Here is a 25,112-nt window from a genome sequence, read left to right on the forward strand (position 1 = left end):
AAAATACATTATTTATAGGAAGAAACAACTGTAGTTTTAAATGAAACTTAAACCCGTTTTTTGTTAAAGCACATAAAAAAACGGATGATAAAATAGAAAATTTTATCATCCGTAATATGGTATTCCTTGTTGTTTATGAATTCGCAAAAGTATGCTTGCGTTTTTTAAGCTGAGTTTCTAAATCACTAATCGTATTTTTAACCGCTAATTCGTAAGTTCGTTCTTGAGAAGACGCAAAAATTCTTGGCCCTGGAGCACTCAATTCAATTTTACAAATTTTACCATCCTCCTTTTCTTTTTGTATATTCTCGAAAGTCACTTCTGCAGAAATGATCCAATCGTATTTTAAAGCTAATTTATTCAGTTTTTCGGTTACGTGAACATCCATTGCCTCACTAGTAGTCATATGAATGTATTGAATGTTTATAGTCATAGATAGTATTTTAATGTTCTATCTCAAATTTAAAAATAAACACGGTCTTTTCATATGATTTACATCATAAATAAATGTGAAATAATCAGTTTTACACATTATAATTTCAGTATATAAATATATTTAACTAAAAATCAAACAATTAATTAATTTTACGCAAAACAACTAAACTTATTTTAAGAGGAAACTGCTAGAACATTTAATTAAAACTCATTTTAAAAGATTAATTTAGCTCTTTTAAAAGTTATAATTGAAGTATGAAACTCGTATTTGCCACCAATAATAAAAATAAAATTAAGGAAGTACAATCGTTAATTCCAAGTCATATCACACTTTTAAGTCTAGCGGATATTGAGTGTTTTGAAGATATACCTGAAACACAACCAACTATTAAAGGTAATGCCATTCAAAAAGCCGAATATGTAAAAGCAAAGTATGGTTTCGATTGTTTTGCAGACGATACGGGTTTAGAAGTCGTTGCTTTAGATGGTGCACCTGGTGTATATTCTGCACGTTATGCAGGACCACAACGCGATGCAACAGATAATATGAATAAACTATTAGAAGATTTAAACGAATCTCCTAATAGAGACGCTCAATTTAAAACAGTTGTTGCGCTATCACTTCAAAATAAAATGAAAACATTTACAGGCATTTGTAAAGGAGAAATTACAAAAACAAAACACGGAAACGAGGGTTTTGGATACGACCCTATTTTTAGACCAAATGGACTAAATCAAACTTTCGCTGAAATGCCACTAAGCGAAAAAAACACCATCGGGCATCGGGGAAAAGCCGTTTCTTTGTTAGTTACCTATTTAAACACACTTTAATACTTAAATTAAACCACTGATTTACAATAAATTAATAAAATTAGTTTATTCCAAATAAAACATTACCTTTGCACCTTTGAAATTCCTCAGAGAGAGGATGTGTTACTTGGAAGTTTAAGGTTAAGTATGTCGATTCCCTTCTTGTGTAACACTTACATACTTTAATCGAAATACTTATTACAAGAATGAACACATTCAAAGATTTAGGTCTTAATGACGACCTATTACGTGCAATCACAGATATGGGATTTGAAACTCCTAGTGAAGTACAAGCCAAAGCCATTCCCCTTTTATTAGAAAAAGAAATTGATTTAGTTGCATTAGCTCAAACAGGAACAGGTAAAACTGCTGCTTTTGGATTTCCAATGTTACAAAAAATTGATATCAATAGCAGAACAACTCAAGGATTAATCTTATCACCTACTCGTGAACTTTGTTTACAAATTACTAACGAAATTAAAGCTTACGGTAAATACTGTAGTGGTTTAAATGTAGTTGCAATTTATGGTGGATCTAGTATCCAAGACCAAGCAAGAGACGTAAAACGCGGTGCTCAAATTATTGTTGCAACACCTGGTAGAATGAAAGATATGATTAGCCGTAATATGGTTGATATTTCTAAAATCACATATAGTGTACTTGATGAAGCAGATGAAATGCTTAACATGGGTTTCAAAGAAGATATTACTGATATCTTATCACACACACCTAAAGACAAAAATACATGGTTGTTTTCTGCAACGATGCCTAAAGAGGTTTCGACTATTGCAAAAAAATTCATGCAAAACCCTACCGAAATTACTGTAGGAAATAAAAATGAAGGTAGTACTCAAGTATCTCACGAATACTATTTAGTAAATGCTAGAGATCGTTACCAAGCCTTAAAACGTTTGGCAGATGCTAATCCAGATATTTTCTCTGTTATTTTCTGTAGAACAAAACGTGATACTCAAAAAGTTGCAGAACAACTTATTGAAGACGGTTACAACGCAGGAGCACTTCACGGTGACTTAAGCCAAAACCAACGTGATTTAGTAATGAAATCGTTTAGAAACCAACAAATCCAAATGCTTGTTGCAACAGATGTTGCTGCTCGTGGAATTGATGTAGACGATATTACTCACGTAATTAACTACCAGTTACCTGACGAAATCGAAACTTACAATCACCGTAGTGGTCGTACAGGACGTGCAGGTAAAACAGGTATCTCTATGGTAATTGTTTCTAAAAGTGAAGTTAGAAAGATTAAAAGCATAGAGCGTATCATTAAAAAAGAATTCATCAAAAAAGAAATTCCAGAAGGAATGGAAATTTGTGAAGTTCAATTAATGTCGTTAGCTAATAAAATACACAATACAGAAATTAATCCTGAAATTGATAAGCATCTAGATAGCATTAATTCATTATTTGCAGATACATCTAAAGATGAATTAATTCAGAAATTTTTCTCTGTAGAGTTTACACGTTTCTATAACTACTACCAAAAATCTAAAAATTTAAACGTAGCTGAAGGAAATTCTAGAGATAGAGAAGATAGAGAGGGTAGAGAACAAGTAAGTAACGATAATGCTGCACGTTTCTTTATAAATGTAGGTACTCGCGATGGTTACGACTGGATGAAATTAAAAGATTTCTTAAAAGAAGTTCTTGAATTAGGTCGTGATGATGTCTTTAAAGTTGATGTTAAAGAGAGTTTTTCTTTCTTTAATACAGAAAAAGAGATTGCACCTAAAGTATTAGCTTTCTTTACAGACTTTAAACACGACGGACGTTTTGTTAATGTTGAAGAAACAGAAAACAAAGGTGGCGGTAGTCGTGGCGGAAATAGAAGTCGTGGCGGCGGAAGCGGCGGCGGTGGTCGTAGAGACAGAAAAGAATCTGGAGGATCTGGTGGTTTTAGAGGAGAAAGACGTTCTAAACCTAGCGGAGATGGAAGAAGAAGAAGTTCTGATTCAGAATCTAGACCAAAACGTTCTAGTTCTGGGTTTAATTCAGAAAAAAGTAGTGATTCATCGTCTTCATCAAGACCAAGACGTTCTAGACGCTAAGAAATTTGTTAATTTTAAGTCAAAAGAATAAGTCTTTTTCTAAATTGTTATTTAGTTTACTACTTTTATACCTTACAAAATTATAATGAAATATATATTTATCCTTTTAACCCTATTATTAACATCGACAACCGTCTTAGCACAAGATAACAAAAATGTAATTGGGGTAATTATTAATGGTTCAACAGACGAACCATTAGAAGGAGTAAATATTGTAAACATTAATCAGGTTACAGGTAGTACAACTGATTCGAAAGGTGAATTTGAAATTACTGCAAAAGTAAACGATACACTTCACCTATCTTATTTAGGATTTAAATCGATTAAAGTTAAGGTAACAAACGACTGGATAAAATTTGGGAGTTCGACAATTGCTTTAACCGAATTAGCACTAGCTTTAGAAGAGGTTGTTGTAAATCAATTTAGACTAACAGGGTATTTAGAAGTCGATATTAAGCAAGTTTCTATCAACAATAATTACCAGTATAGTATTTCTGGATTACAAAACGGATACGAAGCAGGTAGAGGTTCTAGCGTAAACAGTCTTTTAAGCTCTATTTTTAACCCGGCAGATTTCCTGTATAATATTTTTGGAGATAAGCCTCAGGAAATGAAAAAGCTGAAACAAATGAAACAGAGTGACGAAATTCGAGATTTATTAGCGTCTCGTTTCGATCGTGAAATGTTAACTGTTTTATTACAAGTGGACCGCGTAGATTTAGACGAAATTGTTAGACAATGTAAATATTCCTCAGATTTTATAAATTCGGCAAACGATCTTCAAATACTCGACGCCATTAGTGGCTGTTACGAAGAGTATAAGATACTAAGTCGGGGTCGGAAAAAATCATAATTTTAAAACTCATAATCAAGACTGTCTTTAAAAAGACAGTCTTTTTTTTGCCTTTTTTTCAGTAAGTAGCCATTTTAAAGTTTAGAATAAGTTGAAAGTTTAGAAATAACATCTCTCCCCTACTTATATTCCTAAAATCTATCAAAAGGAATTGTATATATTAAATCCCAACTAACCACACGAAAAGAAAAATTAAAGTTTTTATAAAAAACTCCACAATTATTAAATTCTTACTATATTGTCACTTTAAAAACAAGATTAACAATATTTTTGTTCACACATTCCTATTAATTTATTATTTGCAAAGTCTTTTATAAATTTATACTTTGCATTATAGATTCACATTAACGATTCATGACAAACATAACACGACTATTTGACTTCCCGTATTATCAGTTGGAAAAGTATAATTTAGACAAATCCTTAACTACGAAATACGGTGACTCTTGGGTTTCAATATCTACTCAAGAATATATCGATCAAGCAAACACTATTAGCCGTGGCTTACTCCGTCTTGGAGTAAAACCAAACGACAAAATAGCTGTAATATCGTCTACAAACAGAACAGAATGGAATGTTATGGATGTGGGAGTACTACAAATAGGAGCTCAAAACGTACCTATATATCCAACAATCTCAGAAACTGATTACGAGTATATTTTAAATCATTCTGAAGCAACGTATTGCTTTGTTTCAGATATAGAGGTGTTAGATAAAATAAATATGATTAAAGGAAACACACAGTTAAAAGGTGTGTATACTTTTGATACTATTGAAAATGAAAGTAGTTGGAAGGATATATTAGCTTTAGGAAAGGACACATCGAATCAAATTGATGTTGAAGCCATGAAAGCCAATGTTAAGTCTGATGATTTAGCGACTATAATTTATACATCAGGAACTACCGGTACACCAAAAGGTGTAATGTTATCCCACAAAAATATTGTCTCTAATGTTATAGCCAGTGAAAAACGAGTGCCATTTCATCATGGAAAATCACGAGCGTTAAGCTTTTTACCTATCTGCCATGTTTTTGAACGCATGCTTCTGTATTTATATCAGTATTGTGGTGTTGAAATTTATTTTGCACAGTCTATTGATAAAATGAGCGACAACATGAAAGAAATTCATCCTCATGTAATGTCTGCAGTACCAAGATTATATGAAAAAGTATACGATAAAATTGTAGCTAAAGGAAGTGAGTTAACTGGAATTAAAAAAGCTTTATTCTTTTGGGCAATAGATCTAGGTCTTAAATACGAACCTTATGGCAAGAATGGATGGTGGTACGAAAAGCAATTAGGCTTAGCTCGAAAATTAATTTTCAGTAAATGGAAAGAAGGTTTAGGTGGAGATATGGAACTTATGGTTTCAGGAAGTGCACCTTTACAAGCACGACTAACGCGTACATTTGCTGCTGCAGGAATACCAATTATGGAAGGTTATGGCTTAACAGAAACCTCTCCTGTAGTATCTGTAAACGACCAAAGAAATCATGGATTTAAAATTGGTACAGTTGGAAAATTAATTGATAATGTTGAAGTTAAAATAGCCGAAGATGGTGAAATCCTTGTAAAAGGTCCAAACGTTATGATAGGCTATTATAAAGATCCAGTAAAATCTGCAGAAGTCATGACTGGAGATTATTTCCATACAGGAGATATTGGAGAAATTTGCGAAGATGGCTTCTTGAAAATTACCGATCGTAAAAAGGAAATCTTTAAAACTAGCGGTGGTAAATATGTTGCACCTGCTGTTATTGAAAACCAATTAAAACAATCTCGTTTTATAGAGCAAGTAATGGTTATTGGTGAAGGTGAAAAAATGCCAGCAGCCTTAATTCAGCCAAATTTCGAATTCATTAAAGAATGGGCAAAACGCCATAATATTGATGTAAGTGATACGGTAGCTTTATGTAAAGACGAACGATTATTAGATCGTATTCAGAAAGAGATTGATTATTCTAACAAAGATTTTGGTAAGTGGGAACAAATAAAAGTCTTTAAAATCACTCCGGAAGTATGGTCTATAGAAGGCGGGCAACTTACTCCTACTTTAAAGTTAAAACGAAAAATCATCAAAGAAATTTACAAACCATTGATAGAATCTATATATCGTCCTTAAATTATTAAACTCCTTATTCTTTTAAGGAGTTTTTTTCTGCTTTATTTTTAGTTAAATTTTTACTATTTATTATGCATGCATAATATTTTTTATTATATTTGAGTGAGACTAAAAAAGAATAATGAAAGATAAAACAATCGATTATGTTTTGCGAACCACCTGGTTAGCTGTTACAAAAATGTACAACGAACAAGGTCATAAATTTGATAGCACAATGGCTACAGGATTCGCTTTATTAAGTATCGATCCAGAAAAAGGAACACCCTCAACCTCCTTGGGTCCCAAAATGGGAATGGAAGCCACAAGTTTATCTAGAATTATAAAAAACTTAGAAAAACAAGGACTTATAGAACGGAAACCAAATCCTGAAGATGGACGAGGCGTTTTAATTTATTTAACCGAATTGGGTAAAGAAAAAAGGGGCTTCTCTAGAGATCGCGTTTTAATCTTCAACGAAGCAATTAGAAAAAATATTTCAGCCGAAAAAATTGACCATTTTTACGAAGTTGCAGAAGTCATAAACGATTTAATATCAAATAAAAAAATATATAATAACGAAAGCATTTTAAAATAAAATGAGTACACGTAGAATAAAAAAAGTAGCCGTTATAGGTTCCGGTATTATGGGTAGTGGTATAGCATGTCATTTCGCCAATATTGGTGTAGACGTACTATTACTAGACATTGTACCTCGAGAACTTAATGCTACAGAACAAGCAAAAGGACTTACTTTACAAGATAAAGTGGTTAGAAACAGAATGGTTAACGATTCGCTTACAGCAGCTTTAAAATCGAAGCCCTCACCTATTTATCATCAAAAATTTGCCAACCGTATTAATACTGGTAATTTAGAAGATGATATAGCAAAAGTGAAGGACGTCGATTGGATAATTGAAGTTGTTGTTGAACGTTTAGATATCAAGAAACTCGTTTTCGAGAATCTTGAAAAACACAGAACACCAGGCACTTTAATTACTTCGAATACATCTGGTATTCCTATTCATTTTATGAGTGAAGGCCGTTCTGAAGATTTTCAGAAACATTTCTGTGGAACTCACTTTTTTAATCCTGCACGTTACTTAAAATTATTCGAAATCATTCCTGGACCACAAACTAGTCCTGAAGTTTTAGATTTCTTAAGTGGATATGGTGAACAGTTTTTAGGAAAAACATCTGTTGTTGCTAAAGACACACCTGCGTTTATTGGAAACCGTGTTGGAATCTTCAGTATCATGAGCTTATTCCATGCTGTTAAAGACATGGATTTAACTATTGAGGAAGTCGATAAATTAACAGGTCCTGTTATTGGTCGTCCTAAATCGGCAACCTTCCGTACTGTAGATGTTGTCGGATTAGACACCTTAGTTCATGTTGCTAATGGATTGTATGATAACGTCCCTAAAGACGAACGTCACGACCTATTCAAACTACCAGAATTCATCAGTAAAATGATGGAAAATAAATGGTTAGGAAGTAAAACTAAACAAGGATTTTATAAATTAGAACGTCATAAAGATGGATCTAAAGATATTTTGTCACTTGACCTAAATACTTTAGAATATCGTCCAAACAAAAAAGCAAATTTTGCAACTTTAGAATTAACGAAAACGATTGATAAGGTTGTAGATCGTTTTAAAGTACTCGTTTCTGGAAAAGATAAAGCAGGAGATTTTTACAGAAAGAACTTTGCTGCCCTATTCGCTTATGCATCTAATAGAATTCCTGAAATCACAAACGAATTATATAAGATTGACGATGCCATGAAAGCTGGTTTTGGATGGGAACATGGTCCCTTCCAAATTTGGGATGCCATTGGTGTAGAAAAAGGAATTAAAATCATGAAAACTGAAGGTTTTGAACCTGCTGCATGGGTTAACGATATGCTAGCCTCTGGAGTTTCATCTTTCTATGCTATAAAAGAAGGTGCGTCTTACTTTTATGATATTCCGTCTAAAAAATTAGGAAAAATTCCTGGTCAAGATGCTTTTATCATCTTAAATAATATAAGAAAGTCTAAAGAAGTCTTTAAAAACTCAGGTGTCGTTATTGAAGACCTAGGCGATGGTATTTTGAACTGCGAATTCCAATCTAAAATGAACACTATTGGTGGAGATGTTTTAGCCGGAATTAACAAAGCTATTGATTTAGCTGAAAAAGACTTCCAAGGTTTAGTTGTCGGAAATCAAGGTGCAAACTTCTCTGTTGGAGCAAACATCGGAATGATTTTTATGATGGCTGCCGAACAAGAATACGATGAGTTAAACATGGCAATTAAGTATTTTCAAGATACAATGATGCGTATGCGCTACTCATCAATCCCTACTATTTCTGCTCCTCATGGTATGGCACTCGGAGGTGGATGTGAATTATCACTCCACGCCGATAAAGTTGTCGCTGCAGCAGAAACCTATATGGGTCTTGTAGAATTTGGAGTTGGAGTAATCCCTGGTGGGGGTGGTTCTAAAGAAATGACTTTAAGAGCTCAGGACACCTTTAAAAAAGGAGATGTAGAATTAAATACACTTCAAGAATACTTTTTAACTGTTGGAATGGCCAAAGTATCAACCTCAGCATATGAAGCTTTCGATTTAGGTTTACTTCAACACGGTAAAGATGTCGTAGTTGTAAATAGAGACAGACAAATTGCAACAGCAAAATCGCATGCTAAATTAATGGCTGAATCTGGATATACGCAACCTATAAAACGTACCGATATTAAAGTGTTAGGAAAACAAGCTTTAGGAATGTTCTTAGTAGGCACAGATTCGATGGAAGCTAGTAAATTTATTAGTGCACACGATCAGAAAATAGCTAATAAACTAGCTTATGTTATGGCTGGTGGAGATTTATCTGAACCCACTTTAGTAAACGAACAGTACTTATTAGATTTAGAACGTGAAGCTTTTTTAAGTCTATGTACAGAACGTAAAACTTTAGAACGTATTCAACATATGTTGAAAACAGGAAAACCTTTACGTAATTAAAATCCCATCCCAGCCTTCCCAAAGAAAGGAAACGCGATGGATAAAAAATATTTTTAATCTTAAATAACCCGCAAAAATTCCCTCTCCTTTGAGAGGGTAGGGAGAGGAAAAAATGAAACAAGCATATATAGTAAAAGCATATAGAACCGCAGTTGGTAAAGCACCAAAAGGCGTGTTCCGTTTTAAAAGAACCGATGAACTGGCTGCAGAAACCATCAAATATATGATGAAGGAATTGCCAGAATTAGACCCTAAACGTATCGACGATGTTATTGTTGGTAACGCAATGCCAGAAGGCTCACAAGGACTTAACATGGCACGATTAATATCTTTAATGGGATTAGATATTGTAGATGTTCCTGGTGTTACCGTAAATCGTTTTTGTTCTTCAGGAATTGAAACTATTGGTATGGCAACAGCAAAAATTCAATCGGGAATGGCAGATTGTATTATCGCTGGTGGAGCAGAAAGCATGAGTGCCGTACCTATGACAGGATTCAAACCTGAATTAAATTACGACATTGTAAAAGCTGGTCACGAAGATTACTACTGGGGCATGGGAAATACAGCAGAAGCTGTTGCAACACAATTTAAAGTATCTAGAGAAGACCAAGATGAGTTTGCTTACAACTCCCATATGAAAGCGCTAAAAGCTCAAGCTGAAAATCGTTTTCAAGATCAGATTGTACCCATAGAGATTAATGAAACTTATGTTGATGCTAATGGTAAAAAAGCAACAAAAACGTATACAGTAACTAAAGACGAAGGTCCTCGTGCAGGAACAAGTATAGAAGCTTTATCAAAATTAAGAGCAGTATTTGCCGCTGGCGGAAGTGTAACTGCTGGAAATTCATCTCAAATGAGTGATGGTGCAGCATTTGTAATGGTAATGAGCGAAGACATGGTAAAAGAATTAGGTCTTCAACCCATTGCACGCTTAGTAAATTATGCAGCTGCCGGAGTAGAACCTCGTATCATGGGAATTGGTCCTGTTAAAGCCATTCCTAAAGCATTAAAACAAGCAGGATTAAAACAAAGCGATTTGGAGTTAATAGAATTAAACGAAGCTTTTGCTTCACAATCTCTAGCTGTAATTCGTGAATTAGATTTAAACCCTGGGATTGTTAATGTAAACGGAGGTGCCATTGCTTTAGGTCATCCACTTGGTTGTACAGGAGCTAAACTTTCAGTACAATTATTTGATGAAATGCGTAAACGTGATATGAAAGGAAAATACGGTGCCGTAACCATGTGCGTAGGTACTGGACAAGGTGCATGTGGAATCTTTGAATTTTTGAATTAATAATTTAAGAAGCTAGACTATTAGAATCAAGACACAAGATGATGCACAACTTCAAAAAATTAAAAATTTGGACAGAAAGCATGGAACTTGTTTCAGAATCTTACGCTATAACGCGAACGTTTCCTTCATTTGAGACCTATGGATTATCAAGTCAAATGAATAGATGTGCCGTTTCTATTCCTTCAAATATAGCTGAAGGGACTAGCAAAAGTTCTGATAAACATTTTAATAAATATTTAGAAGATAGTTTAGGTTCTGCTTTTGAATGGGAAACTCAACTAAATATTGCATTTAAAGAAAATTATATTTCAGAAATACAATTCGAAAATCTAGAACAAAAAATAAAAGACATACAAAAAATGATTTCAAGCTTCAAATCCAGACTAAAAACATAAGTCTTGATTCTTGATTCTTGATTCTTGATTCTTGAATCTTGAATCTAGTAATCATAAAAAAAACAAACAACTAAAAACATGGAAACTACACAAAAAGATATAATAAGAGGAGGACAATTTCTTGTAAGAGAAACCCTTTGTGAAGACATATTTACTCCGGAAGATTTCACCGAAGAACAAACAATGATGAAAGAGGCCGTTATGGAGTTTAACGACCGTGAAATCATTCCGCATAAAGCAAGATTCGAGGCTAAAGACTATGCCCTAACTGAAGACGTTATGCGTAAAGCCGCAGAACTTGGATTCCTTGGTGTTTCTGTTCCCGAGGAGTACGGTGGACTAGGAATGGGATTTGTATCGACCATGTTAACTTGCGATTATATCTCTAGCGGAACAGGTTCTTTTAGTACCGCTTTCGGGGCACATACTGGTATTGGTACCATGCCAATCACGCTTTATGGAACTGAAGAACAAAAACAAAAATACGTTCCTAAATTAGCAACAGGTGAATGGTTTGGAGCTTATGCTTTAACAGAACCAGGCGCTGGTAGTGATGCTAATTCCGGAAAAACAACCGCTAAACTTTCTGAAGACGGAAAATCGTATGCGATTAACGGACAGAAAATGTGGATTTCAAATGCAGGTTTTTGCAGTTTAATGATTGTTTTTGCACGTATTGAAGATGATAAAAACATTACAGGTTTCATAGTCGAATTTGATAAAAACAGTCCGAACGGTATTACTTTAGGAGAGGAAGAACATAAATTAGGTATTCGTGCTTCTTCTACCCGTCAAGTATTTTTTAGTGACACCATTGTGCCTGCAGAAAACATGTTAGCTGGTCGTGGCGAAGGTTTTAAAATCGCTATGAACGCTTTAAATATTGGCCGTATTAAGCTAGCTGCTGCATGTTTAGACTCTCAACGTCGTATTACCACAATTGCTGTGAAATATGCCAACGAGCGTAAACAATTTAAAACACCTATTTCCGACTTTGGTGCAATAAAAGTGAAACTAGCAGAAATGGCAACGAATTCGTATGTTGGTGAATCGGCTTCATATAGAGCTGCAAAAAATATTGAAGATCGTATTGCAATGCGCCAAGCTGCCGGAAATACACATCAAGAAGCAGAATTAAAAGGTGTTGAAGAATACGCTATTGAATGTTCTATTTTAAAAGTAGCTGTTTCTGAAGATGTACAGCATTGTGCAGATGAAGGAATTCAAATTTTTGGTGGAATGGGATTCTCTGAAGACACCCCTATGGAAGCGGCTTGGAGAGATGCTCGTATTGCTAGAATTTACGAAGGTACAAACGAAATTAATCGTATGCTTTGCGTTGGAATGTTAGTTAAGAAAGCAATGAAAGGTCATGTAGATTTATTAGGTCCTGCAATGAAAGTTCAAGAAGACCTAATGGGTATTCCTTCTTTTGAAACTCCAGATTTCTCTGAATTATTTTCAGAAGAAAAAACAATGATTGTTAAACTGAAAAAAGTATTCTTAATGGTAGCCGGTGCTGCAGTTCAAAAATTTGGACCAGACTTAGAACAACATCAACAATTATTAATGGCGGCTTCAGATATTTTAATTGAAATTTATATGGCAGAATCTGCTATATTGAGAACTGAAAAGAACGCTAAACGTTTTGGAGAAGACTCTCAAAAAGAACAAATCGCGATGTCTAAATTATATTTATATCAGGCTGTAGATATTGTTGAGAAAAAAGGAAAAGAGAGTATTATTTCTTTTGCTGAAGGCGATGAACAACGTATGATGTTAATGGGACTTAAACGTTTTACAAAATATGTTAACTACCCAGACATCGTAGATTTAAGAAACGAAATCGCAGAAAAAATAAAATCAGAAAACAAATATTGTTTCTAAAAATAATGTGTGACTAATTCAATTTTTTATTTTAAAAGGCCAATTCAATGCTAAGAATTGGCCTTCTATTTTTATACTGTTTTTAACAAACTAATCGTTCAAATTATACATTATAAAATATCACTGTCATCTGCATGATCACGCATAGATACCATTACTTTTTCTTCATCGGTAACATTCGATAAGTTTATTGCGGTTTCTATTAATGCTAAATGAGAATAAGCTTGCGGGAAATTACCAAGCAATCTTTTAGTTTCAAAATCAATATCTTCACTAAACAATCCTAAATGATTACTATATGTTAGTAATTGATCGAAAAGTGTTTTTGCTTTTTGCTCCTCTCCTATTTTGTACAAGCTATTAATAAACCAAAATGTACAAATGGTAAACGATGAAGAAGGCAATCCGAAATCGTCTTTGTTCTTATATCTATATAACAACCCGTCGTTACTTAAATCACGCTCAATCCCTTTTACAGTACTCACATATTTAGGGTCTTTTGCATCTATAAAACCATAAGGTTCCATAAGTAAAACCGAAGCATCTAAATCGTCCGAACCATAAGATTGTGTAAATGCTTGCACTTTTTCGTTCCAAGCATTAGTCATAATATCTTTCTTAATTTCTTCTTCTAAAGGTTTCCATTTTTTCAACTTTGCAGTTTTACCTAAAATTTCAGCAACCTTAATTGCTTTATCTATAGCAACCCAACACAATACTTTCGAGAATGTAAAATGACGTTCTTCTGTTCTAAACTCCCAAATTCCTTTATCTGCTTCCTTCCAATGTTTTTCAACCACCCAGACAATACCTTTTGTAATGGTCCAAATTTCTTCACCATTTTCAATATCAGTACTAAAGTTAACCAATTGCTGATGAATAACATCCATCAAAATACCATAAATATCGTTCTGTCTTTGCTCGTAAGCAGCATTTCCAACACGTACTGGTTTAGAGTTTTTATAACCGCTTAAATGGTCTAACGTTTCTTCGGTTAATTTCTTCTCCTTATTAATACCATACATAATCTGAAGCTTCTCATCTTTATCTGGTATTAAATCGATAATGAAGTTTAAATAGCGCTTCGCAATATTTTTATGCCCTAAATGCGATACTACTTTCACGACCATAGATGCATCTCGAATCCAACAAAAACGATAATCCCAGTTACGTACTTCCCCAATTGTTTCTGGTAAAGATGTCGTTGCAGCAGCTAGGACAGCTCCTGATTTATCATAAGTTAATAACTTTAATGTAATGGCACTTCTAGCAATTTCTTCGTTATAACGATCGTAAGACGGCGTACTATCCATCCAATTTAACCAATATACTTTGGTACGTTCGTATTCAACATAAGCCTTTTGAACATCTGGCTTAAATATTTTCTCGTTATAACCAATTAAAAAATAAGCGTCCTTAGTAAGCTCAATTTCTTTTGCATTTACTACGGCATCTTTATTTAAATCAGTATAAAGAAATAGCGTGTCAAATTTTTCCTTATCAGTTAAACTTACAATAAAATCCTCCTTTACATATGTATTTGTTTCTCCTAATGCATATTCTAATTTCGGAGCATAATCTACAGTAAATTTTGGATGTCCAGTTCTATATTTCAGAAATCGGATAATTTCTGGTGGCGATTGGTAACCTCCTGCAGTTTTATGATATCTGGGCATAAAATCCATAATATCGAAAGCATCAGCTCCATTACTAAAAGAAGTTACTAAAATGGCTGTTTTACCAAGGTATTTTTGTGTTATTGTATAACTTTCATCTACTGAAATCCCAAAATGACCTCCAATATTTTCATCTAAAAGTTTAGCAAAAACCGAACTTGAATCGAATTCGGGTAAACAACACCAATCTATAGATCCTGTTTTTGAAACGAGTGCAGCACTTCGGCAATTTCCTATAATTCCATAATCTAAATTATTCATTAAATCTTATTTTACATGGTTAGCAACCTATTTTTCTTTAAATTAACGAAAAACTTATTGCTAATCAAAATTCAACTCAATGAATAAAACAATAATCGTCTCCAACAGACTCCCTTTACAAGTAAAATTAGAAGATTCTAAGCTAGATATAAAACCTAGCATAGGTGGTTTAGCTACAGGAATGAAGTCTGTACACACCGAAGGCAATGGCATTTGGGTAGGTTGGTCTGGATTAACAGAAGATCAATTAACGCCCGATTTACGAAAGGATGTAAAAAAAGCAGTTTCCAAAGAAAAATGTGTGACTGTTCCCTTAACAACTGAAGATGTAGATAATTTTTATCTCGGCTTTAGTAATAAAACACTTTGGCCCCTATTTCATTATTTTATGGAATATACCTCTTTTGAACGTGCAGAATGGGAATCGTACAAGGAGGTAAATCAGAAATTCGCCGATGTCGTTCTCGAAAATGTTAACGATGGAGATACCGTTTGGATCCATGATTATCAGTTATTATTATTACCTAAATTAATTCGAGATAAAAAACCTAATATTTCTATAGGATTCTTTTTACATATACCATTTCCTTCCTTTGAAATTTTCAGAACATTTCCTTGGCGTGAAGAATTATTAGAAGGTATGCTTGGTGCCGATTTAATTGGTTTCCATACTTACGATTACGAGCGTCATTTTTTAAGTTCAATAAAACGTATTTTAAGACTCGAAGTTAATTTTAATAATATTGATTATCACGAGCGCACAGTAAAAGTAGATTCGTTTCCTATGGGAATTGATTACAATAAATTCTACAATGCAGCATTAGTTAACGATAAACAGCATCAAAAAGAACGTTCGGAATTACAACGCCGATTAGACGAGCACATAAAATCTGATTCCGATGCTAAAATTATACTATCTATAGATCGCTTAGATTACACTAAAGGTATCCCCAAACGACTAAGAGCTTTCGAATATTTCTTAACCAAATACCCGGAATACAAAGAAAAGGTTAGACTAATTCTTTTGGCTGTTCCTTCTCGTTCTAACGTGCCTCAATATCAAAAACTGAAACGTGAAACAGATGAATTAGTAGGTCGTATAAATGGAGAGTTTTCAACTGTAAGTTGGACACCTGTATGGTATTTTTATCGTTCTATGCCTTTCGAGAATTTAATCGATTTATACACAACTTCGGATATTGCGTTAATTACACCTATTCGAGATGGAATGAATTTGGTTGCGAAAGAATATGTAGCGACACGTACAAATCAAGATGGTGTACTTATTTTAAGTGAAATGACAGGAGCTTCTAAAGAAATGAATGAAGCCTTATTAATAAATCCTAATAATTTCGATCAAATAGCAGACACGATTAAGCAAGCTATTGAAATGCCAATTGAAGAACAGCGAACCAGAATTAAAATTCTTCAAGAACGATTAGAACGTTACAGCGTTGAAAAATGGGCTGAAGAATTTTTAAAAGCATTAACATTAACAAAAGAAAAGGAAGATGTATTTATCTCTAAACGCTTAAATTCTTCTCTAAAAAACACTATTTCTAAAGCCTTCAAATCGGCAAAAAAGAAACTTGTATTATTAGATTTTGATGGCACGCTAGTTGGTTTTAAAGACAACCCGAAAGACTGTAAACCTGACACAGAATTATTCGAATTATTAGATAATATAAATGCAAACGAAGGCATTAAACTTGTGATTATTAGTGGAAGAGATCGCGAAACTTTCGAAGAGTGGTTTGCAGGAAAAGATTACACTTTAGTTACAGACCATGGTGTTTGGTTAAAAGAAAAAGGTAAAGATTGGATGATGTTAGAACATCTTAAAAACGATTGGATGGAAAACATTCTTCCCGTTCTAGAAACGTTTGTAGACAGAACACCAGGAACTTTTGTTGAAAAGAAAAAATATTCTTTAGCATGGCATTATAGAAAAACAGATCCAGAATTAGCTCAAACAAGAACAATAGAACTAAATACAGTACTAAATAGTTTGATTGAAAATCATGGACTTACCGTTTTAAAAGGAAATAAAGTAACCGAAATTAAAAGCAGTAATGTTAATAAAGGTCGTGCGGCAGCGCGCTTATTAACACAAGATAATTACGACTTTATGTTTGCCATAGGAGACGACTGGACAGACGAATATATGTTTGAAGAATTACCAGATTCCGCTTATACTGTAAAAGTTGGCTTTAAGAAAACAAGTGCCAAATACCATATTAAAAACACAGATGAAGTTCGCGAATTATTAAAATCATTTACAAAACTTTAAATTTCATTTTATTTATATGCAAGTACTAGCAACAAAATTACGCTTTATAACATATGTTGTTCTTTTACTTTTCGGATTAAGTGGTTATGCCCAGGATGGGCTTTTTAAACATCAAGATAATTACTCACATCAAGACACGCTTCGCGGTAGTATTACTCCGGAGCGAGCTTGGTGGGATTTAACATATTATCATTTAAATGTAGAAGTTAAGCCTTCCGAAAAATTTATTTCAGGAAAAAACACGATTCAATATACTGTTTTAGAACCAGCAAATGTGTTACAAATAGATTTACAAGACCCCTTAAAAATCACGAAAGTAGTGCAGGATGGTGAAATATTACAGGTAATTGATGATGGAAACGCTCATTTTATAACCCTAATAAAAACCCAAAATAAAGGCGACAGTAATAGCATTGATGTGTATTACGAAGGTCTACCTAAGGAAGCAGAAAACGCACCTTGGGATGGAGGTTTCTCTTGGAAAAAAGACGCTAACGGAAACGATTTTGTTGCCACATCTTGTCAAGGTTTAGGCGCAAGTGTTTGGTGGCCATGCAAAGACCATATGTACGACGAAGTAGACAGCATGGATATTAGTGTCACAACTCCTAAGGGTTTAATGGATGTCTCTAATGGGAAACTTACCGCCGTAGACACACTAAGCGATGGTCGTAAAACGTTTACATGGTCGGTTAAAAACCCAATAAATAATTATGGTGTAAACGTAAATATTGGTGATTACGTTCATTTTTCTGAAATCTATCCCGGAGAGGATGGACCTTTAGATATGAATTATTATGTATTGAAAGACAATCTTGAAAAAGCAAAAAAACAGTTTACAGATGCGCCTAAAATGATGAAAGCTTTCGAACATTGGTTCGGTCCGTATCCGTTTTACGAAGATGGATTTAAATTGGTTGAAGTCCCTTATTTAGGTATGGAACACCAAAGCTCTGTTACTTATGGAAATAATTTTCAAAATGGCTATTTAGGTCGTGATTTATCTGGTACAGGTTGGGGATTAAAATTCGATTTTATTATTATTCACGAATCTGGACATGAATGGTTTGCTAATAATATTACAGATATTGATATCGCCGATATGTGGATTCACGAAAGTTTTACAGCCTATTCAGAAAATTTATTTGTAGATTATTATTACGGCAAAGAAGCGTCAGCTGAATATGTTATTGGAACACGTAAATCTATTTTAAACGACAAACCTATTATTGGTGTTTACGATGTAAATAGCGAGGGCTCTGGCGACATGTATTACAAAGGAGCGAATATGATCCATACTTTACGTCAACTTACTGATGATGATGAAAAATGGCGTAAAATTTTACGCGGGATGAATAAAACATTTTATCATCAAACGGTAAGTACTGCACAAATTGAAAATTATTTAAGTGCAGAAACAGGTATCGACTTAACCGCATTTTTTAATCAGTATTTAAGAGATGTTCGTATTCCTACTTTAGAATACAAGTTTGATAATAGTACTTTAAAATACAGATGGATAAACATAGTAGATGGTTTCGATATGCCTATTCAAGTTACTCTAGACAGTAAGTCGCAATGGCTCTACCCTACTGCGGAATGGAAAACTATACCTGTGAAAGATAAAACTTTAGTTATTGATCCTGATTTTTATGTCGATTCTAAAGCGTTAGAATAATTACACTGGTTGCTTCGTAAGATAAACCTGGATTAAATTTTAAAACGAAAACGCCATCCTTAAAAGATGGCGTTTTTTATATGTTATAAATCTGATTATTTTATTTATAGGCCGCTAATATAACTTCCGTAAGGATCTTTAAACTGAATACCTTCTGTGTAACGGTATTTGCTTAATTTATTATACTGTACCAAACCCCAGAGTACAAATTCTTTTACAAAATAAATCTCGTTTTCTTTTAAATCGGGTTGATGTGCTTTCAATAAATCATTTAAGGGAGTAATAGCATCTAAAGTTGATTTGTATGTTGCATCATCTAAATCGTCTAACAATTCAAATCCTTCCGAATTATTAAAAAACCATGAGACAATAGCATCATAGGGCGATTCTTCATTTTGTTTTTCTAACTTTTCAATTTTCGGAAAAAACTTAGGAAACATGGTTTTCACAGCATCTCCTATTAAATTAAAAGCCACTACTGAAGCCCCTTCTTGCTCACCTTCGTAAACTAATTCTACCTTTCCCGTTATTGCAGGAATAATACCAACAAAATCTCCTAAGCGAACCGTTGTCTTTTTGTCACCTGAAATCAGGGCTCTACGTTCGGCTGTACTTACTAAATTTTCTAGAGCGGTAATTCCTAAACGGGCACTAACCCCACTTTTCGCATCAATAAATTCGTTATCACGTGCTTCGAAAACAATTTGCTCTAAAATATCTTTAGCTAATTCTGGAATACTAACTAAAGCAGTCTGACTTTCATTTAACTTGGCTTCTTGCTGCGTTATTTTTTTAGCCGTTTCTATATCTACTGGATAATGCGTAATTATTTGCGAACCAATTCTATCCTTTAAAGGCGTAACTATACTTCCGCGATTGGTATAATCTTCAGGATTAGCTGTAAACACAAACTGAATATCTAGAGGTAATCGCAATTTAAATCCACGGATTTGAATATCACCTTCCTGAAGTATATTAAACAGTGCTACCTGAATTCTAGCTTGTAAATCTGGTAATTCGTTAATTACAAAAATACAGCGGTTGGCTCTCGGAATCATCCCATAATGTATCACGCGATCGTCTGCATAACTCAATTTTAAATGTGCTGCTTTTATAGGATCTACATCTCCAATAAGATCAGCAACTGTAACATCTGGCGTCGCTAATTTTTCTGCAAAACGTTCACTTCTAGGCAACCAAGTAATTGGTGTATCATCTCCTTTTTCTTGAACTAATTCTGTAGCAAATCTAGAAATGGGACGCAACGGATCGTCATTAATTTCAGAACCTTCTACAACCGGAATATAATCGTCTAACAAATTCACCATTAAACGGGCTAACCGTGTTTTTGCTTGTCCGCGTAATCCTAACAAGTTTATATTATGTCGGGATAAAATAGCACGTTCTAATTCTGGAACGACTGTGTTTTCATAGCCGTGCACACCTTCAAAAGTAACGTCGTCTTTCTTTAATTTTTCAATTAAATTATCTCGTAATTCATCTTTAATCGACTTACTTTTATATCCTGAAGCTTTTAATGCTCCTAATGTCTTTATATTTTCAATTTTCATTATTTTGTTTTTTAAGCATTTGCTATTCGCTTTACTTATATTTTAAAAATCTAAAATCGCTTTTAGAATGGTACTATTATAAAGTATTATTTATTAACCTTTAATTCGTTTTTTTCTATTGGTTTCATAATCTTCAAAAATCATTTCTCCCAATCCTTTTAATCCCGTGTAAAAAGCCTTCCCTTGATTGGCTTTTGTAAATTCACGAACAAACTGTGTTAAATATGGATCTTTTGCAATCATGAATGTAGTGATAGGAATATGCAACCTCCTAGCCTGCTGTGCTGAATCGTAGCATTTGTTGACAATAAAATCGTCTAATCCCATACTGTTTTTATAATACTGCCCGTCTGGCATACGCAAGCAACTGGGTTTTCCATCGGTAATCATAAAAATCTGTTTATTGGTATGTCGTTTACGTCGTAAAACATCCATAGCCAATTGTAAACCAGCCACAGTATTTGTATGATATGGTCCGACTTTTAAATACGGTAAATCTTTAATTTTGATAAGCCACGCATCGTTTCCAAAAACCAAAATATCTAAAGTATCTTTTGGGTATCGAGTCGTGATTAATTCAGCCAATGCCATCGCAACCTTTTTAGCAGGGGTAATACGATCTTCACCATAAAGAATCATACTGTGACTAATATCTATCATGAGCACCGTACTCATTTGCGATTTATGAAGTGTATCTTCGACCACCAAGTCATCTTCGGTAAGATTAAAACTTCCGATACCGTGATTAATTTGAGCGTTTTTTAAACTCTCTGTGATTGAGACTTTATCTAAAGCATCTCCAAACTGATACCCTCTAAATTCTCCCGTATGCTCGTCGCCAGCACCAATAGATTTACTTTTATGGTTTCCAGAGCCGCTACGTTTTAGTTTTCCGAAGATATTATTTAACGCTTGCTGCCTAATGGCACGTTCTGTTTTAGGAGTAATTTTAGTACCGCCTGTACCATCTTCGTCAATATCATCTTTTATATACCCTTTCTTTTTTAGATCTTCAATAAAATCATCTATGGTATACTCTGCTGTTGTAAGATGGTATTCTTTATCTAAGTCGCGCAACCAACTAATGGCCTCATCAAAATCGCCAGAAGTATGCGTAATTAGTTCTTTAAATATTTCAAAAAGTGTATCGAATGGAGATTGATTCTTCGCTTCGAAAACCTGAAATACGAACCCTTTTTTGTGAATTGTTTTTTTCATAGCATTATAAAAATACTAATTTATCGGATAAATCTACGGGCTTTCACATAATATTATAATTGAAAAAAGTTGAATCACTTTTTACGGTCATTCAACTTTATATATTTTAAAATTTAGCTTAGATTCTGGCCTATTCCATCACTTCTAATTCTTCGTGATTCAGAATTTGTATACGCTTCCCTGAGGTTTTTATTAAGCCCTCCTTTTTAAACTGAGACAAAGTTCTGATTACAGATTCTGTTGCTGTACCCACAATACTAGCAAAATCGTCGCGAGATAAAGGCACTTTTAAATAGTTGCTTTCATCTACTCCAAAATTATCATTTAAATATAAAATAATATCTGCTAGACGTTTTCTAACCGATTTTTGAGCCATGTTTACAATAGCAGTTTCAGCTTCTTTTAAATCTATAGCCATGCGCTTTAACATGCTAAAAGAAAAATCATTATTTTTTACTAAATCCTGTAATATTTCTTGTTTAGGAATGTAACACACTTCCATATCGTTTAATGCCGTAGCCGATAAATTTGCAGCTTGATTAATAATTACAGAACGTTGCCCTAAAAGCTCTCCTTTAATCACCAATTTTACAACTTGTTCTTTTCCCTTTTCTGTTAATTTGGTTAATTTGCAAACACCCGAGCTTATGCAATACACTCCATTAAGTACCTCTCCTTCTTTAAAAATAACTTCACCTTTTTTAATTTGTTTCATTATTTTAGAACAAGATATGGATTTTATTTCCTCACCCTTCAACACTTTTAAAGCACTAAGCTTTCTCACCATGCATTGTTCGCAATCCGCCATTTATTAAATATTTAATTCCTTACAAAAGTAGTGAAACCATGACAAATATCATATTTTTGCATGCTGCTATTTTAAACCTTTGATTAAAAAAAAAATGGATAAAATTTCCGAAGATAAAACATGCTTTCATTGTGGTAATAGCTGTGATACTGTTGAGATTAACTTCGATGACAAGTCATTTTGCTGTAACGGTTGTAAAACGGTTTATGAAATTTTTTCAGAAAGTAATCTTACGGCCTATTATGATATACAGAAATCTCCCGGAGCGATACCTAAAATTAACGAAGGTAAATTCGACTTTTTAAAAGATGCACAAATTTTAGAAAAATTACTAGAATTTAACGACGACTCCATTCAAATCGCAACATTATACATTCCACATATTCATTGTAGTTCTTGTATTTGGATTTTAGAAAATTTACATAAACTGAAACCTGAAATTACAAGTTCTCAAGTAAATTTTAATAAAAAAACTGTTCGCATAACATATCAAACTAAAACAACATCGCTTAAAGATGTCGTGCTTCTTTTAAGTACAATAGGTTACGAGCCCTATATTAGTTTAGATGATTATAGCGATGGGAAAAAACATATTAATAGATCCATAATTTACAAGTTAGGAATTGCTGGTTTTGCTTTTGGAAATGTGATGTTTTTATCGTTTCCAGAATATTTTGAAGTCAATGAATTCTGGCTAGACCAATACAAACCCGTTTTTAGATGGATGATGTTTGCCTTCTCACTTCCTGTTGTGTTTTATGCGGGCCGAGATTATTTTATTTCGGCATATAAGGGACTTCGGGCTGGACTTTTAAATATAGACGTGCCAATTGCAATTGGTATTGTTGTCCTTTTTCTGCGCAGTACAATCGAAATCATGTTCGATCTTGGACAAGGTTTTTTCGACAGTTTAACCGGACTTGTGTTCTTTTTATTATTAGGGAAATTTTTTCAGCAGAAAACCTATTCATTTTTATCGTTCGAACGTGATTACAAATCGTATTTCCCTATTGCGGTGACTAAAATTATATCTGAAACTGAAGAAATTCCAATTCAGATTTACGATATCAAAAAAGGGGATCGTTTACTAATTAGAAATGAAGAATTAATTCCAGTTGATGGTATTTTAATTAAAGGAAAAGCATCTATTGATTACAGTTTTGTTACCGGAGAGTCTGAAACTATAAGTAAAACCTCTGGGGATAAATTATTTGCAGGTGGAAAACAAACCTCTGGAAGTATCGAAATGGAAGCGGTAAAAGAAGTGAAGCAAAGTTATCTTACACAACTTTGGAGTCACGATGTTTTTAATAAGAATAAAGAAGAAGCGTTTGTTAATTTAACAAACACAATTAGTAAACGTTTTACAGTTTCAATTTTAAGTATTGCTGTTATTTCAACTGTGTTTTGGCTGTTTTACGACGCGAGTAAAGCGATGAATGTCTTTACTGCTGTCCTTATTATTGCTTGTCCGTGTGCTTTGGCTTTGGCTGCACCTTTTACCTTTGGAAACATGCTACGCATATTTGGTAGACATAAATTTTATTTAAAAAACGCTAGTGTTATTGAGCAATTAGCTGCTATAAACACTATTATATTCGATAAAACAGGGACTATTACTTCAAACAAAAAAAGCACAGCAACTTATCATGGTGTGCCGTTAACTTCAGACGAAGAACGTTTATTAAAAAACACTTTACGTGGCTCTAATCACCCATTAAGCAGAACGCTTTACGATATTTTAAAAGCGAACGAAATTGTTACTTTAGATTCGTTTGAAGAACACATCGGACAAGGGTTACAGGCTACCATAAAACATAATGCAATTAAAATAGGTTCGGCAAATTTTGTTGGAAAGAAAGAACTTCAAAAATCTTTAAATACCAGTGTACACATTAGTAGCAACGATGATTATAAAGGAAAATTCACCTTTTTTAATAGTTATAGGACAGGACTTTCAAAACTTTTTAATGATTTAAAGCAACAGTATGATTTGGTTATTCTTTCTGGTGATAATGAAGGCGAATTAAATAATTTAAAAAAATTATTACCTACAAAAACCAAATTATTATTTAACCAGAAACCTGAAGACAAATTAGAATACATTAAATATCATCAAACTGAAGGCGCCAAAGTTTTAATGGTTGGCGATGGTTTAAACGATTCAGGAGCTTTAGCACAAAGTGAAGTTGGTATTGCACTTTCAGAAAACATTAATATTTTTTCTCCTGCATGCGATGGTATTATGGATGCTTCAGTTTTTCATAAATTAGAACAATTCTTAATAGCATCAAAAGCGGCGATTAAAATTATAAAATGGAGTTTTTTATTATCTTTATTCTATAATTTAATAGGCCTATATTTTGCTGTAACTGGGCAGCTTGCACCCGTTGTTGCAGCGATACTAATGCCACTAAGTTCCATAAGTATAGTTGTATTTACTACGCTTTGTACCAATTGGGTTGGAAGAAAACTAATATAGCACAACTAAAACATGATAAATGTCATATTTTGAAAGCACCGAGCCTATTACTTTTACAGATTAATTGAGTAAAAATGAGTGTAATTTATATATTATTAGGAGTGAGTGTAATCGTCGCATTAATCTTTTTTGTTGCATTTATTTTTGCAGTAAAAAGCGGACAATACGACGATAGTTATACGCCTTCCGTTCGCATGCTCTTTGATGACGAATTAATTCAAGAAAAAACCGAAAAAACTACACTAACCAAAAAAGAATAATTAACTAT

Annotated in this window: 18 protein-coding genes; 13 read left to right on the forward strand and 5 right to left on the reverse strand. The window is 33.6% G+C overall.

Annotated features, from left to right (window positions below):
- Positions 1–133: 133 nt before the first annotated feature.
- The gene (locus R6X41_RS05075; protein ID WP_318498051.1) at positions 134–433 is read right to left on the reverse strand and encodes an HPF/RaiA family ribosome-associated protein; all 300 of its coding nucleotides are present in this window, start codon (positions 431–433) and stop codon (positions 134–136) included.
- Positions 434–690: 257 nt separating this feature from the next.
- On the opposite strand from R6X41_RS05075, the gene R6X41_RS05080 reads away from it, so the two are divergent.
- The 9 genes from R6X41_RS05080 (at position 691) to R6X41_RS05120 (ending at position 12,860) form a co-directional block, all read left to right on the forward strand.
- Positions 691–1,266: a non-canonical purine NTP diphosphatase gene (locus R6X41_RS05080; protein WP_318498053.1), complete on the forward strand. Its 576-nt coding sequence runs from the start codon at positions 691–693 to the stop codon at positions 1,264–1,266.
- A gap of 185 nt (positions 1,267–1,451) precedes the next feature.
- Entirely contained in the window at positions 1,452–3,314 is a 1,863-nt protein-coding gene (locus R6X41_RS05085) for a DEAD/DEAH box helicase (RefSeq protein ID WP_318498054.1), read from the forward strand.
- An 85-nt stretch (positions 3,315–3,399) separates the two neighbouring features.
- Positions 3,400–4,167 (forward strand): carboxypeptidase-like regulatory domain-containing protein, encoded by a 768-nt coding sequence (locus R6X41_RS05090; protein ID WP_318498056.1) that lies wholly within the window; start codon positions 3,400–3,402, stop codon positions 4,165–4,167.
- A gap of 354 nt (positions 4,168–4,521) precedes the next feature.
- Positions 4,522–6,291: an AMP-dependent synthetase/ligase gene (locus R6X41_RS05095; protein ID WP_318498058.1), complete on the forward strand. Its 1,770-nt coding sequence runs from the start codon at positions 4,522–4,524 to the stop codon at positions 6,289–6,291.
- 121 nt (positions 6,292–6,412) lie between these two features.
- On the forward strand, positions 6,413–6,865 hold the full coding sequence (locus tag R6X41_RS05100; protein ID WP_318498060.1) for a MarR family winged helix-turn-helix transcriptional regulator: 453 nt from the start codon (positions 6,413–6,415) through the stop codon (positions 6,863–6,865).
- 1 nt (position 6,866) lies between these two features.
- Positions 6,867–9,275, forward strand: coding sequence for a 3-hydroxyacyl-CoA dehydrogenase/enoyl-CoA hydratase family protein (locus tag R6X41_RS05105; RefSeq protein WP_318498062.1), 2,409 nt, complete (start codon positions 6,867–6,869; stop codon positions 9,273–9,275).
- A 112-nt stretch (positions 9,276–9,387) separates the two neighbouring features.
- Entirely contained in the window at positions 9,388–10,578 is a 1,191-nt protein-coding gene (locus R6X41_RS05110) for an acetyl-CoA C-acyltransferase (protein WP_318498064.1), read from the forward strand.
- A gap of 38 nt (positions 10,579–10,616) precedes the next feature.
- Positions 10,617–10,973: a four helix bundle protein gene (locus R6X41_RS05115; protein ID WP_318498066.1), complete on the forward strand. Its 357-nt coding sequence runs from the start codon at positions 10,617–10,619 to the stop codon at positions 10,971–10,973.
- A 78-nt stretch (positions 10,974–11,051) separates the two neighbouring features.
- Complete coding sequence (locus R6X41_RS05120) at positions 11,052–12,860, forward strand: acyl-CoA dehydrogenase FadE (protein ID WP_318498068.1); 1,809 nt, start codon at positions 11,052–11,054, stop codon at positions 12,858–12,860.
- Between the two features lie 110 nt (positions 12,861–12,970).
- On the opposite strand, the gene R6X41_RS05125 is transcribed toward R6X41_RS05120, so the two are convergent.
- Complete coding sequence (locus R6X41_RS05125; RefSeq protein WP_318498069.1) at positions 12,971–14,797, reverse strand: glycoside hydrolase family 15 protein; 1,827 nt, start codon at positions 14,795–14,797, stop codon at positions 12,971–12,973.
- A gap of 79 nt (positions 14,798–14,876) precedes the next feature.
- On the opposite strand from R6X41_RS05125, the gene R6X41_RS05130 reads away from it, so the two are divergent.
- Positions 14,877–17,087 (forward strand): bifunctional alpha,alpha-trehalose-phosphate synthase (UDP-forming)/trehalose-phosphatase, encoded by a 2,211-nt coding sequence (locus tag R6X41_RS05130; protein ID WP_318498071.1) that lies wholly within the window; start codon positions 14,877–14,879, stop codon positions 17,085–17,087.
- Between the two features lie 16 nt (positions 17,088–17,103).
- Positions 17,104–18,765, forward strand: a complete 1,662-nt coding sequence (locus tag R6X41_RS05135) for a M1 family metallopeptidase (RefSeq protein WP_318498073.1) — start codon at positions 17,104–17,106, stop codon at positions 18,763–18,765.
- Between the two features lie 104 nt (positions 18,766–18,869).
- On the opposite strand, the gene R6X41_RS05140 is transcribed toward R6X41_RS05135, so the two are convergent.
- The 3 genes from R6X41_RS05140 to R6X41_RS05150 all read right to left on the reverse strand — a co-directional run bounded on the left by R6X41_RS05140 (position 18,870) and on the right by R6X41_RS05150 (position 22,269).
- Positions 18,870–20,336 carry a sigma 54-interacting transcriptional regulator gene (locus tag R6X41_RS05140; RefSeq protein WP_318498075.1) on the reverse strand — a complete coding sequence of 489 codons (1,467 nt, stop codon included), beginning with the start codon at positions 20,334–20,336 and terminating at the stop codon, positions 18,870–18,872.
- 93 nt (positions 20,337–20,429) lie between these two features.
- Positions 20,430–21,554, reverse strand: a complete 1,125-nt coding sequence (locus R6X41_RS05145) for a vWA domain-containing protein (protein ID WP_318498077.1) — start codon at positions 21,552–21,554, stop codon at positions 20,430–20,432.
- Positions 21,555–21,684: 130 nt separating this feature from the next.
- Positions 21,685–22,269, reverse strand: coding sequence for a Crp/Fnr family transcriptional regulator (locus R6X41_RS05150; protein WP_318498079.1), 585 nt, complete (start codon positions 22,267–22,269; stop codon positions 21,685–21,687).
- A 187-nt stretch (positions 22,270–22,456) separates the two neighbouring features.
- Between R6X41_RS05150 and R6X41_RS05155 the strand changes: the two genes are divergently transcribed.
- Both R6X41_RS05155 and ccoS read left to right on the forward strand, forming a co-directional pair.
- Positions 22,457–24,844 carry a heavy metal translocating P-type ATPase gene (locus R6X41_RS05155; RefSeq protein ID WP_318498080.1) on the forward strand — a complete coding sequence of 796 codons (2,388 nt, stop codon included), beginning with the start codon at positions 22,457–22,459 and terminating at the stop codon, positions 24,842–24,844.
- Between the two features lie 74 nt (positions 24,845–24,918).
- Positions 24,919–25,104, forward strand: a complete 186-nt coding sequence (ccoS, locus tag R6X41_RS05160) for a cbb3-type cytochrome oxidase assembly protein CcoS (protein WP_318498082.1) — start codon at positions 24,919–24,921, stop codon at positions 25,102–25,104.
- Positions 25,105–25,112 lie beyond the last annotated feature (8 nt).

This window comes from Formosa sejongensis (genome assembly GCF_033447105.1).
Lineage (GTDB): Bacteria > Bacteroidota > Bacteroidia > Flavobacteriales > Flavobacteriaceae > Formosa.

Excerpts from the sequence above, each read along its gene's own strand:
- R6X41_RS05075 (WP_318498051.1), bottom strand. The coding sequence starts at position 433 with ATGACTATAAACATTCAATACATTCATATGACTACTAGTGAGGCAATG.
- R6X41_RS05080 (WP_318498053.1), top strand. The coding sequence starts at position 691 with ATGAAACTCGTATTTGCCACCAATAATAAAAATAAAATTAAGGAAGTA.
- R6X41_RS05085 (WP_318498054.1), top strand. The coding sequence starts at position 1,452 with ATGAACACATTCAAAGATTTAGGTCTTAATGACGACCTATTACGTGCA.
- R6X41_RS05090 (WP_318498056.1), top strand. The coding sequence starts at position 3,400 with ATGAAATATATATTTATCCTTTTAACCCTATTATTAACATCGACAACC.
- R6X41_RS05095 (WP_318498058.1), top strand. The coding sequence starts at position 4,522 with ATGACAAACATAACACGACTATTTGACTTCCCGTATTATCAGTTGGAA.
- R6X41_RS05100 (WP_318498060.1), top strand. The coding sequence starts at position 6,413 with ATGAAAGATAAAACAATCGATTATGTTTTGCGAACCACCTGGTTAGCT.
- R6X41_RS05105 (WP_318498062.1), top strand. The coding sequence starts at position 6,867 with ATGAGTACACGTAGAATAAAAAAAGTAGCCGTTATAGGTTCCGGTATT.
- R6X41_RS05110 (WP_318498064.1), top strand. The coding sequence starts at position 9,388 with ATGAAACAAGCATATATAGTAAAAGCATATAGAACCGCAGTTGGTAAA.
- R6X41_RS05115 (WP_318498066.1), top strand. The coding sequence starts at position 10,617 with ATGATGCACAACTTCAAAAAATTAAAAATTTGGACAGAAAGCATGGAA.
- R6X41_RS05120 (WP_318498068.1), top strand. The coding sequence starts at position 11,052 with ATGGAAACTACACAAAAAGATATAATAAGAGGAGGACAATTTCTTGTA.
- R6X41_RS05125 (WP_318498069.1), bottom strand. The coding sequence starts at position 14,797 with ATGAATAATTTAGATTATGGAATTATAGGAAATTGCCGAAGTGCTGCA.
- R6X41_RS05130 (WP_318498071.1), top strand. The coding sequence starts at position 14,877 with ATGAATAAAACAATAATCGTCTCCAACAGACTCCCTTTACAAGTAAAA.
- R6X41_RS05135 (WP_318498073.1), top strand. The coding sequence starts at position 17,104 with ATGCAAGTACTAGCAACAAAATTACGCTTTATAACATATGTTGTTCTT.
- R6X41_RS05140 (WP_318498075.1), bottom strand. The coding sequence starts at position 20,336 with ATGAAAATTGAAAATATAAAGACATTAGGAGCATTAAAAGCTTCAGGA.
- R6X41_RS05145 (WP_318498077.1), bottom strand. The coding sequence starts at position 21,554 with ATGAAAAAAACAATTCACAAAAAAGGGTTCGTATTTCAGGTTTTCGAA.
- R6X41_RS05150 (WP_318498079.1), bottom strand. The coding sequence starts at position 22,269 with ATGAAACAAATTAAAAAAGGTGAAGTTATTTTTAAAGAAGGAGAGGTA.
- R6X41_RS05155 (WP_318498080.1), top strand. The coding sequence starts at position 22,457 with ATGGATAAAATTTCCGAAGATAAAACATGCTTTCATTGTGGTAATAGC.
- ccoS (WP_318498082.1), top strand. The coding sequence starts at position 24,919 with ATGAGTGTAATTTATATATTATTAGGAGTGAGTGTAATCGTCGCATTA.